Source organism: Alteromonas sp. ABD4_190 (assembly GCF_056160105.1).
This window is the reverse complement of record NZ_JBSWWN010000001.1, coordinates 247762-263542: the sequence shown is the minus strand read 5'-3', so window position 1 is coordinate 263542 and position 15781 is coordinate 247762. Positions and strand designations below refer to the sequence as shown.

Below are 15781 nucleotides of genomic sequence, written 5' to 3'. Positions count from 1 at the left end.
TTCCATCGAAAATATGGAATAAAATCAATATTATAGTTCTACCACAATAAGCGAAAAAAGTAACTGGATATCCATTTGTAGTCACACATTTCCAAATATTGCGTTTTCTGTTCATGGTAACACCACACACAATTTAAGCGCGTTGACCGTAAAGACACATTCATTTGAATTCATTGTTACAATTTCACTATCGCAATTCGCACTAAAATTTTGATTTGTTAAATTAACAATGAGTGTTACCTATTTACATGCTGTTGCAAAAAGTATTCCCAATAATTGATAGGTACCACCGTGGAAAGGCTCTGGCACATTTTTCGCACAAATCTCAATGCGACTAACTTACTGTAGGCAAGGGTATGAATGATATTTGGCGAATACTTACGCGCCTCTTGTCCGCATCTCGCCCCCTTAAATAAGTGGAATACAACGTGTTTTGTATCAAAGGAACTGAATATGTGGGTAAAAACAGCCGAAAGATCAATGACCTTGACAGAACTGCTGGCAAAGATGCAGCCGCGGTCAAGTCAAAATATATTTTACTTCGAAGACTTTTGGGAAGTTATGGAAAAGCGCGGTTTTGGTCCCATGTTAGCATTCCCTTCTTTTATTGCTTGCACACCTGTCGGCGCTATTCCTGGAATTCCATCTTTAACGGGTGTAACAATTTTACTCATTGCATTGCAAATTTTACTCGGTAGTAGGCACCCATGGTTGCCTCGAAAAGTAATGGATATACAGTGTGATGCGGATCAACTGCGCAATATAGTTCAAAAAGTAAAACCCTATGCAGCTCGCGTCGATCGATTTCTTGTTCCACGTTGCTTTTTTATGAGACAGCCCGTGTTTCGCTCTTTAATTGCATTGAATTGTGTTGGCTGCGGCTTGGTAATGGTCCCGTTAGAGCTTATTCCCTTTATGGGTTTAATTCCAGCATTAGCAGTATTTATAATGTCTGTTGGAATGGCCACAGACGACGGTGCAGTGGCTTTGGTAGGTGTGTCAATATCGCTGTTTGGCTTCGTACTGGGCTTTCAACATTTGCCGGCAGCGATTAGCTAACGCGCAAGTTAATCAGTACAGGAATCAAACATGAATTCCGAGTTAGGCAGATTCATTGTTTGGTACCTAAGCTCCCCCATAAATGCTCGAGCTGCTGGGCCCAATGTATCTCCATCTTTAAAAGAAAGATAAAGAAGTGCTTTTCTTAACGCAGCGTTGTTATCTAGAGGAAGTGGAACCAAAGTCCCATTTTCTAATTCGTCTTTTATGATTGCAATAGGTAGCCATGCAAAGCCTAAGCCCTGAGCAATGATATCTAACGATGTTCTCACATGACTTACCGTCCAGCGTTGCTCAGCTCCTAGCCAACCAACATCTGCTTTGCGCTCTGCGGAAGAGTCGCGCACGACAATCTGGCGATGACTTTTAAGGTCTTCTAAGGTGAGGGTTCTATTTAATTGATGTAGGGGATGTTCTGCATGAGCAACAGCGGCGAACTCAATTTCACATAAATCTTCACTAAACCCGTTTGGAATGACAAAGGGAGAGATGCCCAAGTCTACCTTTCCGCTAGTTAACAATGCATTTGCACCGCTAAGTACGGTCTCTTCTATTTCTATACGCAATAGGGGAAACTCAGCAGAGACTTTAGCAAGCACGTTATAGAGCAATTCAGAAGGAAAAATAATATCCACAGCTATGCGCAGCGTTGTTTCGGTCCCCACTTTTAAACTACTAGCTACTGCTTCAAGTTTATGGGCTTCGTTAAGCAAAAACGAAGCGCGACGGTACATAAGTTCACCTTGTGGAGAAAGCTTAACTTTACGGCCAATATTTTCAAACAGTGTTACACCGATAGCACTTTCTAGTTTTTGAACCGCGTGATGCACACTAGATTGACTTTTATGTACTTCTGCAGCTGCTTGATTGAAGCCACCTGCATCAACCACGGCTTTAAACATTCGCCATTGTTCTAATGTGGATTTAAGCATACACGCCCTCTACTTATATGTTGGGAGAGTTATAGCATAGTCCTATAGTACAAGTCATTTTTCGAGTGCTTGGGTGATGGTAGGTACCGGACAGGTTACAACTGATACCTCGTCGTATCCCATACGTATTAGTTGCTCTGCTGCCAATTTCGCACGAACACCAGATGCACAATGTATGTAAAGTGGTACAGAAGCGTCTTTAAATTGCTCTAACGCTTTCATTTCTAACACGCCTCTAGGAATATTGATAGCAGAAGGTACCGGTTGGCTTGCTGCTTCTGTGCTCTCCCTAACATCAATGAGAGCTCCATTATTGCAAGATAACTCATCAAGGGCTTGTTCAGCAGTTACGCAACGAATGTCGAAATCAATATTTTCAATTCGAGTTTTAATATCTATTAGCATGGCACTTCCATTAGTAACGGCGTTTTTGTGTAAGAAATAAGGTAAATCTAATGTATTGATCAAAAAACAATAAAACAACAAATACGGCCGAAATTCATCGCATATAATGGCAAGTCGGCAGAATAGTTTATACTTTAGTATAATAAACAGCTAAATTGTTGTCAGAAAACTTTATAGATAGGGAGTGCTTATGTCTGAAGATATGGTAATAGGTTCAGATGACATTATGGAACATGCAGCGGAAGCTGAGATCTTCCTCAAGCAATTTGCGAATAAAACACGTCTTATGGTGCTTTGTTCATTACTGAAAGAGGAAAAGTCGGTTACCGAACTACTAGAAATAATCGATGTTTCTCAGCCTGTGATTTCTCAGCATCTTGCATTGCTGCGAGAATCAAAAATGGTAGCGACTAGAAGGGAAGGCCAAACAATTTACTATCGCATTGTTGATGAACGCGTAAAACGCCTTATAGCGCTGATGTACGAATTTTTCTGCGAATAGCCTATTCGTGTTGGCAGTTTAAACTACAATGTCCGCGGAATGACGGACATTGTATGATTTAGCGCGTCTTTAGCGTTTCATCTAAGCTTATCTATCAAGCTGTTTGCACAACATATCAATGTAATCGTCTTCTGAAATTCTATCGCTATCAACCTCTGGTCTATTAACTAACTCGTCACGACTGAGTTTCACTTCAACACTGTGCGCAGCCCAATCGATATTTTTAATATCATTTGGCAACAACGCTAGATGTTTGCCACCGGGAAGCCAGTTATTGGTATCGACAACCAGCATTACAATTTTCCAACTTTGGGTGTCTATTATAAAGTTGCTAATGTGCCCAACGTTATCGGTGGTAGTAGCAACTTCATAGCCTCCCACTTCTCCAACAGCCCTTAAATGATTACTGGTTTTTTTGGGGTGAAGTGTTTCAGACTCTTCCGCGTGCTGCAACTCAACAAGCTCATTAGGGTGTGCAAACTCTCCCCATGCTCCAGGGCCAATCCAGTAGTAGCCGTAGCCGAAATATTTAAAGAGATTCTCCTCGTACTCACGAGAGACAGGTTTATGCTCGTCGATTGATGGGCTGTTCTTTAACTTTTCAACGGTCATACTTACATGGACAGTGTCATCGTCGTAAACAAGTTCTGTCACGGCGATGGGAGAGATTACCACTTTTCTGCTAAGCGGAAGCCACGTATTTGTATCTGCAACCAAATAACGTACTGTAAACGTCTCATCGTCAAAAAGAATATCGCGTACCCCTCCGACTTTGTCATCTACGGCATGAATGGAAAAGTGGGTAAGCTGTTTTGAACTGATGTTCATCGCGCGCCTCCTTTGCTAGGGCTCTTTGTACAGAGCAACAGTTATCATTGGTTAACGTCACTCTTTATTACTCTAAGTGTAGACAGTCCTTAACCTTTCTTCATTTTCTTCTTGCTTAATGTTGATTGAGATCATTTATCTGCAAAAACAAAAAAGCTCGCCAGAGCGAGCTTTTAACGTTCATATAAAAATTAGGCTACATCAAATTCTTCATCAGAGTAATCATCGTCGTAATCTGATTGGTTGCTAGCACTGCTGTGGAGGGTATAGAAATGCTTTTTTCCTCTCGCTAACTTGACATACTTTGCCCACGCTTTTTCAAGATTGTTTTCTGCATCGACTTTGCCACTAATGAACTTCACGAAGTGTTGCTCGTCTTCGCTTTGTGGCGAGAGATCACCACTTTCAAGGCCTAATAAAGTCTTGCCGTAGTTAGTTAAAATGTCGGCTTCAGTAATACTGAAGTCGCCTGATTTACGAAATCCATAGGGAAACTTTTGACGGTCAATAAACGGTTTTGCAGATAGTCGAATAGCTAAACTTTTCATGTTGTACCCAACGTAATGTTTTGTTCAGCGCACTTTTAAGTTAAATAAAAGCAAAGATAAAACAAAAGATTTTTTTCTTATCAATAAAAAATTTTCAACGGAGTTAAAAAATGGAACGTGAGGAAATTTTTATTTAATCTGCGCTTAGTTGAACAAGGTGAAACACATCTTTGATGATTCATAAATTTTTGAAATATATGCGTATTTTTGAAATCCTTATCTACTTTCCTCTGAAGGCGCATTGTCACAAAAATGACACACATGCTTGCCAAATACGTCTGTGAAACTACAGTGAAAATGCCATCAAAAATTCTTGTCGCTACGATGATTAAAATTCGTTTTCTATTTCGCCGCTTGGGATAATAATTGAGGGGTTGTTAATAACCCTGAGAAGTCGATGAGTAAAGACTATCGTTACCAGCGTGATGAATGGGACTCGGTAGAAGAGGAAGATCTTCACGCTAAAAAACCAAACTCTAAACGTCAAAGTGCCGTGAAGGTAAAACAGAAGCGAGACTTGCAACGACGCGAAAAGCAGCGACGTTTGCATCAAGAAGAGTATTAATTGGATTTTTAGTTAAGCGCACCGTTTTAAACGGTGTGCTCTGTGCATTTGTATTTACTTGCCGTATCATCTGTGTCAGTTTAGACCCACATTAATTCGGTTATACATCTAGCATGGATATACGCTTTCTTACCACCTTTATAGAGGTGGCGAAAACCCGCCATTTCGGCAAAGCCGCTGAAAACCTTTATCTTACTCAATCTGCCGTTAGCGCGAGAATAAAACTCCTTGAGGAGTATTTCCATACCACGCTATTTATAAGACAGCGAAACAGTATCCAGCTCACCCAGTCGGGCGAGAATCTGCTACCCTACGCCAAGCAATTATGCGCCACGCTCAACGAAGCAAAGCAAGAATTGCAGATTCAGTCATCTGAGTATGTGGTTTGTGGAGCAACACAGCTTGCCAGCGAACTTCAGCTGCCCACAATGCTAAGTCACCTTCACAACTCATTCCCAGATTGGTCTGTAAAGGCAGAAGTCTTGACGCTCGACTCGCTGTCACGTCAACTACACGAGAGGGTGACAGACCTTGCTTTTTCAACTGAGCCGCTAAAGTCTGAAGAGGTGAATAGCGAGGTATTAATGGAACATGAACTCGCACTATATCGTGTAGGTGAGATTTCTGATGTTGTTAATGCAGCTGATTTCGTGGCAATTGATTGGGGTGCCAAGGCAAGAGACTGGCTTCTCACTGTTTATCCCCAGCTACGAGATGCAAAGTTAAGGACAAACTCGCTGAGTCTTGCCTTGAATAACTTACTCAGTGAAGGGGGAGTAGCCGTGTTGCCCACCAATATCGAAAAGCAAATACCGGCCAACGTTAACGTAACTAAAATAAGAACCCTTGAAAACGTACCATTGAAATTATACATACATAGTATGAAGCAAATACGACGCGTTGGCCTTTCACAGATAATAGACAGTGTGTCTACAGTAAGTTAAATGCAAACAATGGTCTTTGCATGAGTGCCGTCATATATGGCAACTAATTGACAGAATTGAAAAGAGAGCCCTAATGTCTCAAATACACCCTTTATTAGAAAAAAATGCCTTTCAACGCTTAGAAGCAAGTCTGGCGACGATTAAAGCCGATCAGAAATTGTTTATCCTCAAAGACGAACATGGATGCGTAATGCTAACCACCGATGAAGAAGATGGAGTACCAGTTTGGCCTGACGCTGAGCTCGCGCTCTTGTGGGCTACAGAAGATTGGGCACACTGTGAAGCAATGGAACTTACAACTGAAGAGTTTTTAGCTAAGTGGGTTCCCGGTATGACGCAAGACGAGCTTATGGTTATTGTTTGTCCTGTCCCAGCTGAAGAAGGTGAGGTAATTTCACCACAAGACTTTGCTGAGTATCTTTAATCAGCTATCAGGCGGACTTTTGTTTTGAGGGTGCTGGGTGATCTTAAGCATATATAGCAGGGTAACTATTCAGTAAGTAGATATAGTAAGTTCAAGTACTTATCTACTAGATACGTAGAAGGTTTATATGTATCCCTCTCATTACCCTAAAACTCAAGGAGGCGTTATGTTTACTGAACAGCCAACAATGAACAGCTTATTTAGTCAACTCGGCCTAGGAAGTTCTGACGAAGAAATCGCTGAATTTTTTGAAACACATCGAGGGCTGAATAAAAGCCAGCATTTACATGAAGCCCCTTATTGGAATGAGAGTCAGTCCGCATTTTTAAAAGATGCTATTGTTGAAGATGCTGCGTGGGCTGAAGTTATCGACCAGCTTAACGCAGAATTACACGAATAACTTTTCAGCGTTTATCTTCAGTTTTCGTTGATTGAATATAACTTTTTAAGAAGGCAGTAAACACCTTGTTGTCCCCAAACATTGATGACTTGTGGTTTGTCCCCCTAGGCGGAACAGGCGAAATTGGTATGAATTTGAATTTATACGGACACAATGGTCAATGGTTGATGGTGGATTGTGGAGTGTCATTCGATGAGCCCCTCGTTCCGAGGTACAAAAGTGGTGGTGATGGCGAAGTAGAAGGAGGAAGTGCTTTGAAAAAGGGCACCACGCACCGGGTAGTGGCGCCCGATCCGTCTTTTATCGCTAAGCAAAAAGATGCGTTAGCGGGGATTGTGATCACTCACGCTCATGAGGATCATGTTGGGGCTATTCCTTACCTTTGGGAGCGATTTCAAGCGCCCATTTATACTACATCATTTACTGCCGAAGTCCTACGACGCAAGCTAGCTCGGAGCAAGCTTGCGAATCGTATCCCCATTGTTGAAGTCGATGCTGGCGACACTCGGCACATTGGCTCTTTCAGCGTGAGCTGGTTGGCTATTACTCACTCCTTGCCTGAGCCCTTTGCCCTTAAAATTGCAACTCTCGCAGGTACTGTTTTACACACTGCTGACTGGAAAATTGACGCCAATCCCATTACGGGTTCGCCTTTTGATGTAAACCTCTACAAGCAGCTGGGTAATGAAAACATTCTTGCGTTAGTCGGTGATTCTACTAATGCTCCTAAGCCTGGATTTTCGATTTCGGAAAGAAACTGTTATGACGGTTTACTCAGTACTATTTCCCCGCTTAAAGGTAGGGTGATTGTGGGGTGCTTCGGCAGTAATATTGCAAGGCTTGTTTCATTGGCTAGAGTTGCTAAAAAAACGAAGCGATACATGGCGCTATACGGACGTTCCTTGTTAAACATGTACGGCATTGCAAAGCAACAAGGAATTTGGCCCGATGATTTATCGATAACCGATCCTCAGCACCTGGGTTATTTACCCCCACACGAAGTTTTAGCGGTGGCTACCGGAAGTCAAGGCGAGAAAAATACAGCGTTAGCCCGGCTGGCTCGGGACAATCATCCACACTTAAGTTTGGACAAAGGTGATACTGTTATATTTTCATCCATCGTTATTCCAGGCAACGAAGAGAGTGTTGGGCGTCTAAGTAAAGCGTTATCGGCGAAAGGCGTAGCGGTGATTCATAGTGAGGACAGTGCCTTACCTATACATGCCAGTGGTCATCCTTGCGCAGAAGAGTTAAAACTCATGTATAACTGGGTAAAACCTAAAATTGCTATACCAGTGCATGGTGAGCATCAGCATTTACAGGCACATGCAGATATTGCTAAGGCGTGCGGGGTAAAGAAACACTACGTAGGACAAAATGGCGATTTGTATCGGTTATCTCCGCAACCCAGCATTCGCCGTCAAGTTGTTCCAGTGGGGCGGGTGCCAGTTCAACAAGACTAAACTTTTCTAAAATGTAGGGTAGAAAGAAAAAGTATTGGCATTCTTTAATCCTTTCAATCCTTACTTTTTGCGTTATTAAAATTCTTGTCGCTAGTGTAATTAGTTTATTAATATCAATGCGATACCTGTATCTTAAGGAAGTGTAAAAACCTTCTTTTGAAACTGCCCATGTTTCGAACATTCTGGTACACTAAATTACATAATAAAAATTTAAATTATGCGAACAACTTTCGATGAAGTTTTTATCCTACCTGATGCTTTTGGCTTTTACTGTTTGTAATAATGCAGAGGCTTCTCCACGACTTACCAACCCAGTTTTCCAATCGCTTTCGACAAAAAACGGTCTTCCTCAGGATGTCGTAAACGACATTGTGATAAGTGACGATGGGTTCGTCTGGATTGCCACCGACGGTGGTTTAGTTCGCTGGGACGGCGTAAGAACTAAACGAATAAAGGATTCGACTAATACCCTGCTTGATTCGTCAGTATACAGATTAGCGCTGCAAGGTTCTAAAGCGCTTTGGTTTAGCATTTATGGTCAAGGCAACTATTATCTTGATTTTTCCACGCAAAAAGTCGTTCAAATAGAGCCTACGAGTTATCACGAATTTGAAGAGCATGTTCAACATGCCGAGACATTTCATTGGTACACCCCAAATGAATTGGTCCTTGCGCTCAACGAAGAAGTGCAGCTATTTGATACTGAAAAAAACAAACTAACTAGCATCGCTAAGCTACCTTCAGAGCTTTTAGAGAATAATCATATTATTCGTGCTGCTATTACTATTGACGATACCTTGCTGGTAGCGACATCCAAAGGCGTTTATGTAAAAAATATACAGGACACAGAGCAGCCGCTGGTTAGCTTAAATTACTTAGGCGACATACCACAAAATATTGACAATATTAATGCAAAATTTCTGCTGTTGGATGAGCAGAACAGAGTATGGATTTCAACGGTACTTGGGGTATTCGTCGCACAAAAAGAAGATTTTTTAGCGCAAGTAAACGGGGTTAAAGAAGGTGTGTTTGAGCAAGTTGTCACTGACAGAAATGTGTGGACTATGGTTCAGCACAAAGACAATTCGTTCTGGATGGGCACTAATAAAGGCCTGTATCAACTGGTTGAAACATCGAGCGGCTGGAAGAATGAACATATTTTAGAGCCCAATAACGGCTTTACAGAAATCTCTAATAAAAAAATTACAGCAATAGCGAAAGACGAGGCTGATAATTTGTGGATGAGCTCGGTCTATGCAGGCGCGCTATACTTTGGAGTCAAAAGTGCTGACATTTTTGCTATTCAGAACGAACGAGCGGCAGTAAAGAGCGCACTGACCAGTCATGTGGTGTGGACTTTCGCGGAAACAGAACCCAATAAAATTTGGATAGGTACTGAAAATGGACTCAACCACTACAACTTCACAACAAACACATCTGAAAAGTTTCTTTATTTCGACGACAAAGTATATGGTAAGGGGACGGTAGATAAAATAATTCCGTTGCAGGACGGAAAGTTGTTAGTCAGTACTTACGAAGGTATACGACTATTCGACCCGAAAACAGAAGAGATATCTCGTCCTGAAGTAACAAATAGGGGAGATAACACTGTCTTCGACACCTATATCCCCGGCATGATCTTATCTAATGAAGGCATTTTATACTTTATTGGATATGAGGGCTTTTTTAAGTATGACGTTGATAAAAAAACCGTTACTCCACTAGAGTTAGACCCACGAGTCTTCGACATCAATTTCTCTTACGGCTTTATCGGCCAGTCTACATATCACAATAATAGGTTGTTCTTGGCTACCAAGGGGGGATTGTGGTTAGTCGATCCCGCAACGTCGCAACATGAACTGGTTTATCGTTTTCCAGAGGCACAGCGCGGAAACGAGCGCTCAATATCATCATGGGTTGTTGACGACATGGGCGTACTTTGGCTTGCCTATAGTGGAGTCGGTCTAATTGGCGTCGATGTCGACACGTTCGAACCGCTATACAATTTAAACGACACCAATATTTTGTTATCAAACATAGTGTATGGGCTTCAAAAAGATGAGTTTGGGAACATTTGGTTTAGCTCCCATAAAGGTCTTCACAGATACGATCCCTCCACGGCACAAATTAAAAATTTCATATACGGTCGAGAGTTAAGTGTTTCTGAATTTAATCAGGGGGCTTCACTGAAGCTTAATGATGGACGGCTAGCTTATGGTTCAACAAGCGGTGCCGTTGTATTTTCGGCCTCACAGATTGAAAGCTTGGATACAGACAGAAGTTTGCTCAGCAAAAAGACGGCGATCACAGAAGTGGCGGTAGACAATCGTGTGCTTAGCCAACCCCTCAAAAACTTAAGCGGCCATCACTTTAATTTAAACTATGAAGACTATGGATTAACGATCCACTTTTCTTCGCTCACTATGTCTGGAACAGGCAGAGTAAAATATTACTATAAGCTTCTTAATGGTGATCGCGTGGTTACTGAAGGCGTTACCGACGATGCGAAGATAACCTTTACCAATATTGAGCCAGGCGATTATGTTTTCACCGTGGCACCTACGCCAGGTAGCTTCGACTTTAGTGTGCTGCCAGCGGAAATCACGCTATCTATGCCTCATGCTCCGCTTCGTTCACCTCTCGCGTACTCTATATATGCCACTCTTGTTGCCGGTCTTTTAGTGGCTTATTTACTGTCTAGACAGCGTCAGCTATTTAGGCTTCAGAAGGCACAGCAACAGGTTACTTTATTTAGCGATGCGTTTAGACAAACCCGAGACTGGGTATTAATTTTTGATAAAGATAAGCAGTTGGTTGCCGCTAATCCTGCCTTTGAGCAAGTATTTGGATTTAACAACAGAGAGCCACTGCCTAAACAGTTGGCTCGCCTTTACCTGCGTTATCCCAACCTCAACCGGCATCTTTCAGGCAAGTTGCCTGAAATGCAAGGCGGTGACTTTTGGAAAGACGAGACTGCCATTGATGGTGCTGACGGTAAGCGTTACGACGTTTTGATAGATATCACAGCGGTAAGTGGGGAAACTAATGACCCTGAACACTACCTGATTGTAATATCCGACATTACCGAGCAAAAAAATGCAGAGCGTAAGCTGCTTAAAATCGCCACATACGATAGTTTGACTGGCTTAGTAAACAGAACACTATTGCTAGACCGACTTGAGCACGCCATAGGGCTCGCTCGTCATCACGCTCATCGCGTGGCGGTGATGTTTGTAGATCTAGACAGATTCAAAGGCATCAATGATTCTCTAGGTCACGATTATGGCGACAAACTTCTGCGTATCGTCGCTAATAGAATGCGAAACCTAGTGGCAGAGTCGGGAACCGTTGCACGTCTTGGTGGCGATGAATTTGTAATTGTCATTGAAGAGGTAGGGGCCGACGATGATTTAAGCTCATTTGTAGCACAAATAATTGAATCGGTAGAAACTCCTATTTCATTGGCTGATGAGGTGCTTCGTGTTTCTTGCAGTATTGGCGTTGCATTTTACCCTGAAGATGCGTCTGAACCTGCCGAGCTTATTAAGCAAGCTGATGTTGCTATGTACAGCGCTAAAAAAGATGCGTTGAGTGGATTCACTTACTTTACAAGTGATATGAATGAGCGCGCAAAAACGCGGCTGCAGATAGAAAACAAGGTAAAGCGCGCATATTCAGATGACTGTTTCTTCAATCATTACCAGCCGATCGTAGATGCAAGAACTAATAAAACGGTTGGAGTAGAGTTGCTGCTTAGGGGGAGGTTAGACGACGAACCGCTGTTCCCAGATCAGTTTATTCCAGTTTTAGAAGAGCTTAAATACATCATTGAAGTGACAAGGCAAGCCATGCGCCGCGCGGCTGAAGATTTGTCTTTGTGGTATGAAAAAGGCTTTGACGGTTATGTGTCAATAAACCTATCAGCCCTTCACTTTAAAACTGAGTTTGACTTAAGAGGGGTATTAAGCCTGTTGAGCGAGTTTGGTTTACCAAAAGAGGCCTTTAGGTTTGAGATCACTGAAGGTGTACTGATGGATGATAGTGATAATGCGCTAAGACAAATTGAGCGGTTCGTCAAAGAAGGCTTCGTTTTAGCGTTAGATGACTTCGGAACGGGATATTCATCGCTAAGCTATTTAAAACGCTACCCGTTATCGGTACTAAAAATTGATAAAAGCTTCGTTAATGAAATGGCACCGGGCAATGCAAACGAAGCCCTAGTAACCACTACCATAGCGCTCGCTACTAACTTAAAGATGAATTGTGTTGCAGAAGGCGTTGAAACACAGGCACAGGTTGACGAGCTTATCGAAAAGGCCTGCTATTTCCATCAAGGGTATTTTTACGCAAAGCCATGCTCGGCAAATGAAATAGTTCCCATTCTGTTTAAAAATTGGGCTGAGTGACCGTGTCTAGTTACGGCTTTTAACGATAATCAACCATAAAGAGTGAAAAGCCGCATGTATAAAAAAACTAAATTTAGCGCTCAAATTGTTGTTATTCATCGCAAATAATGTAAACGCTTGTTTAAAAAGCTTGTTTTTCAATAAAAAATAAGGCTTATTAGAAGTCTGTGAAATCATTGTAAAAATGAGCTACATTATAACAACATATGAGTGACTTATGCCGCTAGACATGACAGTAAACGCAAATACCACGGAAGTAATTACATCGCCATTAAGTATGTTGTACCACTGGGAAAAAAACCGTGGCAACGACGTATTTCTTACGCAGCCAATTAACGGTGAATATCACGACTACACTTGGAAACAAGTTGCGGAGCAAGCCCGAAAGGTGGCGGCACGTTTGCGTGAACTAGATTTCCCACAGGGCAGCCGTATTGGTATCTTTTCCAAAAACTGCGCAGAGTGGTTTATTGTCGACCTAGGCATAATGATGGCAGGTCACGTATCGGTGCCTATTTTCTCTACAGCCGGCCCTGATACGGTTCAGTATGTGTTGAAACACGCTGATGTTCAGTTGCTGTTTGTAGGAAAGCTTGATAATACTGCCGAACAGGTAGCTTCAATTCCTTCAGAGTATCTTACTGTTGCCTTCCCTTATCCAAACATTGCTACCAAACAGCAGTGGAAAGAGTTCATGGATATAGCGCCAATTTCTGATTTACCTGTGCCTGATATGGACGACATGATGACAATTATCTACACGTCTGGAAGTACGGGGCAGCCTAAAGGGGTGGTGCACAGTTACAATACGGCTTGTTGGGCAGCGCGTCGCTCACTCGACCAGTTAGGTATTAACGAAAACGATCGCACTATGAGCTACTTGCCCCTTGCTCATATTACAGAGCGCGTGCTTGTTGAACTTTCAAGCTACTATAGCGGTGGAAAAATTCATTTTGTGGAAGACTTAGCGACCTTCCAACGAGATGTAGGTCATTGCCAGCCTACGCTGTTTATTTCTGTGCCTCGTCTATGGACGAAGTTCCAAATGGGCGTATTAGCGAAAATGCCACAGAAAAAACTAGATACTCTACTTAAAATACCCTTCCTAAACAAAATCGTTGCCAAGAAAATCCGAAATGGCTTGGGCATTAATAATGCGCGCTTATGGGCGAGCGGTTCTGCACCATTGGCGCCAGCTGTTATTGAGTGGTTTGCGAAAATCGGTATCTATATTTCTGAAGGGTGGGGGATGACTGAAAACAGTGCCTACGGTACTGGTAGTGTACCTTTCAGGCACGACAAAATTGGTTGTATCGGTAAGCCTTATGACGGTGTTGATATTCGCACATCAGAGGAAGGCGAAATTCAGGTTAAGTCGCCATGCAACATGCTGGAATATTATCTAGAGCCCGATAAAACCGCTGAAGTTTTCACCGAAGATGGCTACTTGCGTACAGGTGACAAAGGCGTCATAGATAGCGATGGCTACGTAAAAATTACTGGTCGTTTGAAGGACATCTTTAAAACGGCGAAGGGTAAATACGTAACGCCTGCACCCATTGAAGCTAAATTTATGGAAAACCCTGTTGTTGAACAGGTGTGTGTAACGGGTACGAACTTACCTCAACCTGTGGCGCTTTTGGTGTTGAGCGAGGAAGCGCAGAAGAAAGATAAAGCCAGCATTGAAGCTAGCCTTAAGAAAACCTTTGAAGCTATCAACGCTAAATTAGAAAGCCACCAGGTAATGGACCGCGTGGTAGTAATGAAAAACGAATGGAGTATCGAGAACGATTTGTTAACGCCTACACTTAAGGTTAAGCGTCATGTGCTGGAAGACCGCTTCGTTGACATTATCCAAGGTAGCTACAGCGACAAACTGGTGTGGGTTGACGCATAAATCGCCTGTTTAGCTATATTTTTCTGACTAGATTAAAAAAGCTCTGTCCTTGGACAGAGCTTTTTTGTAGTAGCCTTATGAAAACAGCTAGGCGTTGAACAGGTTATTCGTTTCGCCCCTCAAATCTTCACACAGCACTGTCTACTATGCGCACCCAACCTCAAAATATAAGCTAAATACGCTATTAGAATGAAGCTTTATCGGGCCTTAGGGAAGTTTAAGAAGGGTAGCGTGCGCGTAAACCTTCGTACACCAAATCGCTAAACTCGGGCTTAGTCAAATCAAGTGCGTCCATGACTTCAACTAAGTGCTCATTGTCTTCGCGGCCTTCCCATACTTTAACGTATGTTCCTTCTTTGTAACCGTTATCTTGACGGAAGAAATTAAGAACATTTTTGCCAACATATTGCCGATACAACTCGTCAGCCGACATTTCGCATTGGCTAACGATAAACATAAATAGTGGAACGCTAAAACGCTTAGCGGCGCATAGGCCTGTCATTAATTCTAAATTATCAAGAAGAGACTGATTAGATGCGTCGTAGTCTTTACCATCGAAGGTCACTTGAGTGTTGCCACTTGCCAGCTCAGCCGCAATACTTTTGGCAGACTCACTGATATCACCTTTATATTCAATAATGCAGGCACTCAACGCAAAATGCCAAATGTCCACGAGCTCCATTTGAAGCTGAGGCAAGTCTTTTTTCTGTGCTTTCCACCATTTCCAGCCGTGATGCTCAATGGCTTCAACAGACTCAACCATAGCTGCACGCAAGTATCCATATCCTGCATTTAGCCAGTCTGGGTTTACCTTGGCGTTCATTTTATCTTGAAGAGAAAGCATGGTGGCGAGTTGTTGGGCGGTTAACATTGTTGCTCCTGACCGTGAATGTGTAATGCATTTTTTAAAGGCGAAATTGTACTTGAATGACGATGAAGGAGAAACTGCTAAATTTTAGCCAATAACAGTGAAGCATCTTCTTTACTAAGTGCTTGCTTGTGGTGCACTTGCACCAGAGTATAACCATGGCTGATTAGTCATATTTTTAAAATTTCTTTAAGCATCTGAATTATAAGCATTAAAAAGTTGGCATTCTACCTGCAAAACCTAAAGCGTTAACAGTGCTGCCCAGTAGCGCTAACGTGAATGAGTGCCAGGCAACGCTTATTCACGTTGTTACTGAGTAGCCCGTAAACCTTACCCATACAGATTTTTCGTGTCCTGAGGTCTGTATGGGTTTTTTTTGTCTAAAAAACGATACCCTTACTCTTCTTGTACATCCCATGCCTAGCTTTCTCCTATTACTTGTCATCGAGTTGATTGGATACGGTTGTTTATATCAATGTCTTAGTCTTTATTTTTATCTTCATAAGGCATTTTCCTATCTATTTTAATGAGAAATAACTT

At 42.3% G+C, this 15781-nt stretch carries 14 protein-coding genes; 9 read left to right on the top strand and 5 right to left on the bottom strand.

The features are described from left to right. The first annotated feature begins 360 nt into the window (after nt 1-360). The gene (locus ACXAFM_RS01255; protein WP_474832899.1) at nt 361-1059 is read left to right on the top strand and encodes an exopolysaccharide biosynthesis protein; all 699 of its coding nucleotides are present in this window, start codon (nt 361-363) and stop codon (nt 1057-1059) included. A gap of 8 nt (nt 1060-1067) precedes the next feature. Here the strand turns inward: ACXAFM_RS01255 and ACXAFM_RS01250 are convergent, their stop codons facing one another. Then, nucleotides 1068-1991 (bottom strand): LysR family transcriptional regulator, encoded by a 924-nt coding sequence (locus ACXAFM_RS01250; RefSeq protein WP_474826191.1) that lies wholly within the window; start codon nt 1989-1991, stop codon nt 1068-1070. 54 nt (nt 1992-2045) lie between these two features. Then, a complete protein-coding gene (locus ACXAFM_RS01245; RefSeq protein WP_474826189.1) occupies nt 2046-2396 on the bottom strand; it encodes a rhodanese-like domain-containing protein in 351 nt (116 codons plus the stop codon). 190 nt (nt 2397-2586) lie between these two features. Between ACXAFM_RS01245 and ACXAFM_RS01240 the strand changes: the two genes are divergently transcribed. Beyond that, nucleotides 2587-2898, top strand: coding sequence for an ArsR/SmtB family transcription factor (locus tag ACXAFM_RS01240; RefSeq protein WP_474826187.1), 312 nt, complete (start codon nt 2587-2589; stop codon nt 2896-2898). A gap of 87 nt (nt 2899-2985) precedes the next feature. On the opposite strand, the gene ACXAFM_RS01235 is transcribed toward ACXAFM_RS01240, so the two are convergent. Beyond that, entirely contained in the window at nt 2986-3726 is a 741-nt protein-coding gene (locus tag ACXAFM_RS01235; RefSeq protein WP_474826185.1) for a PRC-barrel domain-containing protein, read from the bottom strand. A gap of 191 nt (nt 3727-3917) precedes the next feature. Further along, nucleotides 3918-4274: a MaoP family protein gene (locus ACXAFM_RS01230; protein ID WP_474826183.1), complete on the bottom strand. Its 357-nt coding sequence runs from the start codon at nt 4272-4274 to the stop codon at nt 3918-3920. 397 nt (nt 4275-4671) lie between these two features. Here ACXAFM_RS01230 and ACXAFM_RS01225 point away from each other — a divergent pair, with 397 nt between their 5' ends. From ACXAFM_RS01225 to ACXAFM_RS01195, 7 genes are all read left to right on the top strand, one after another. Then, nucleotides 4672-4839: a hypothetical protein gene (locus ACXAFM_RS01225; protein WP_334060578.1), complete on the top strand. Its 168-nt coding sequence runs from the start codon at nt 4672-4674 to the stop codon at nt 4837-4839. A 113-nt stretch (nt 4840-4952) separates the two neighbouring features. After that, nucleotides 4953-5783 (top strand): LysR family transcriptional regulator, encoded by an 831-nt coding sequence (locus tag ACXAFM_RS01220; protein WP_474826181.1) that lies wholly within the window; start codon nt 4953-4955, stop codon nt 5781-5783. A 73-nt stretch (nt 5784-5856) separates the two neighbouring features. Beyond that, nucleotides 5857-6207 (top strand): DUF2750 domain-containing protein, encoded by a 351-nt coding sequence (locus ACXAFM_RS01215; RefSeq protein ID WP_334060580.1) that lies wholly within the window; start codon nt 5857-5859, stop codon nt 6205-6207. Nucleotides 6208-6373: 166 nt separating this feature from the next. Then, nucleotides 6374-6607 (top strand): DUF2789 domain-containing protein, encoded by a 234-nt coding sequence (locus ACXAFM_RS01210; protein ID WP_014949810.1) that lies wholly within the window; start codon nt 6374-6376, stop codon nt 6605-6607. A 65-nt stretch (nt 6608-6672) separates the two neighbouring features. Continuing rightward, on the top strand, nt 6673-8070 hold the full coding sequence (locus ACXAFM_RS01205) for a ribonuclease J (RefSeq protein ID WP_474826178.1): 1398 nt from the start codon (nt 6673-6675) through the stop codon (nt 8068-8070). Between the two features lie 233 nt (nt 8071-8303). Continuing rightward, nucleotides 8304-12476: an EAL domain-containing protein gene (locus ACXAFM_RS01200; protein ID WP_474826176.1), complete on the top strand. Its 4173-nt coding sequence runs from the start codon at nt 8304-8306 to the stop codon at nt 12474-12476. A gap of 217 nt (nt 12477-12693) precedes the next feature. Further along, the gene (locus ACXAFM_RS01195; protein WP_474826174.1) at nt 12694-14373 is read left to right on the top strand and encodes an AMP-binding protein; all 1680 of its coding nucleotides are present in this window, start codon (nt 12694-12696) and stop codon (nt 14371-14373) included. Nucleotides 14374-14590: 217 nt separating this feature from the next. Here the strand turns inward: ACXAFM_RS01195 and ACXAFM_RS01190 are convergent, their stop codons facing one another. Further along, entirely contained in the window at nt 14591-15244 is a 654-nt protein-coding gene (locus ACXAFM_RS01190; RefSeq protein ID WP_179983719.1) for a dUTP diphosphatase, read from the bottom strand. Nucleotides 15245-15781 lie beyond the last annotated feature (537 nt).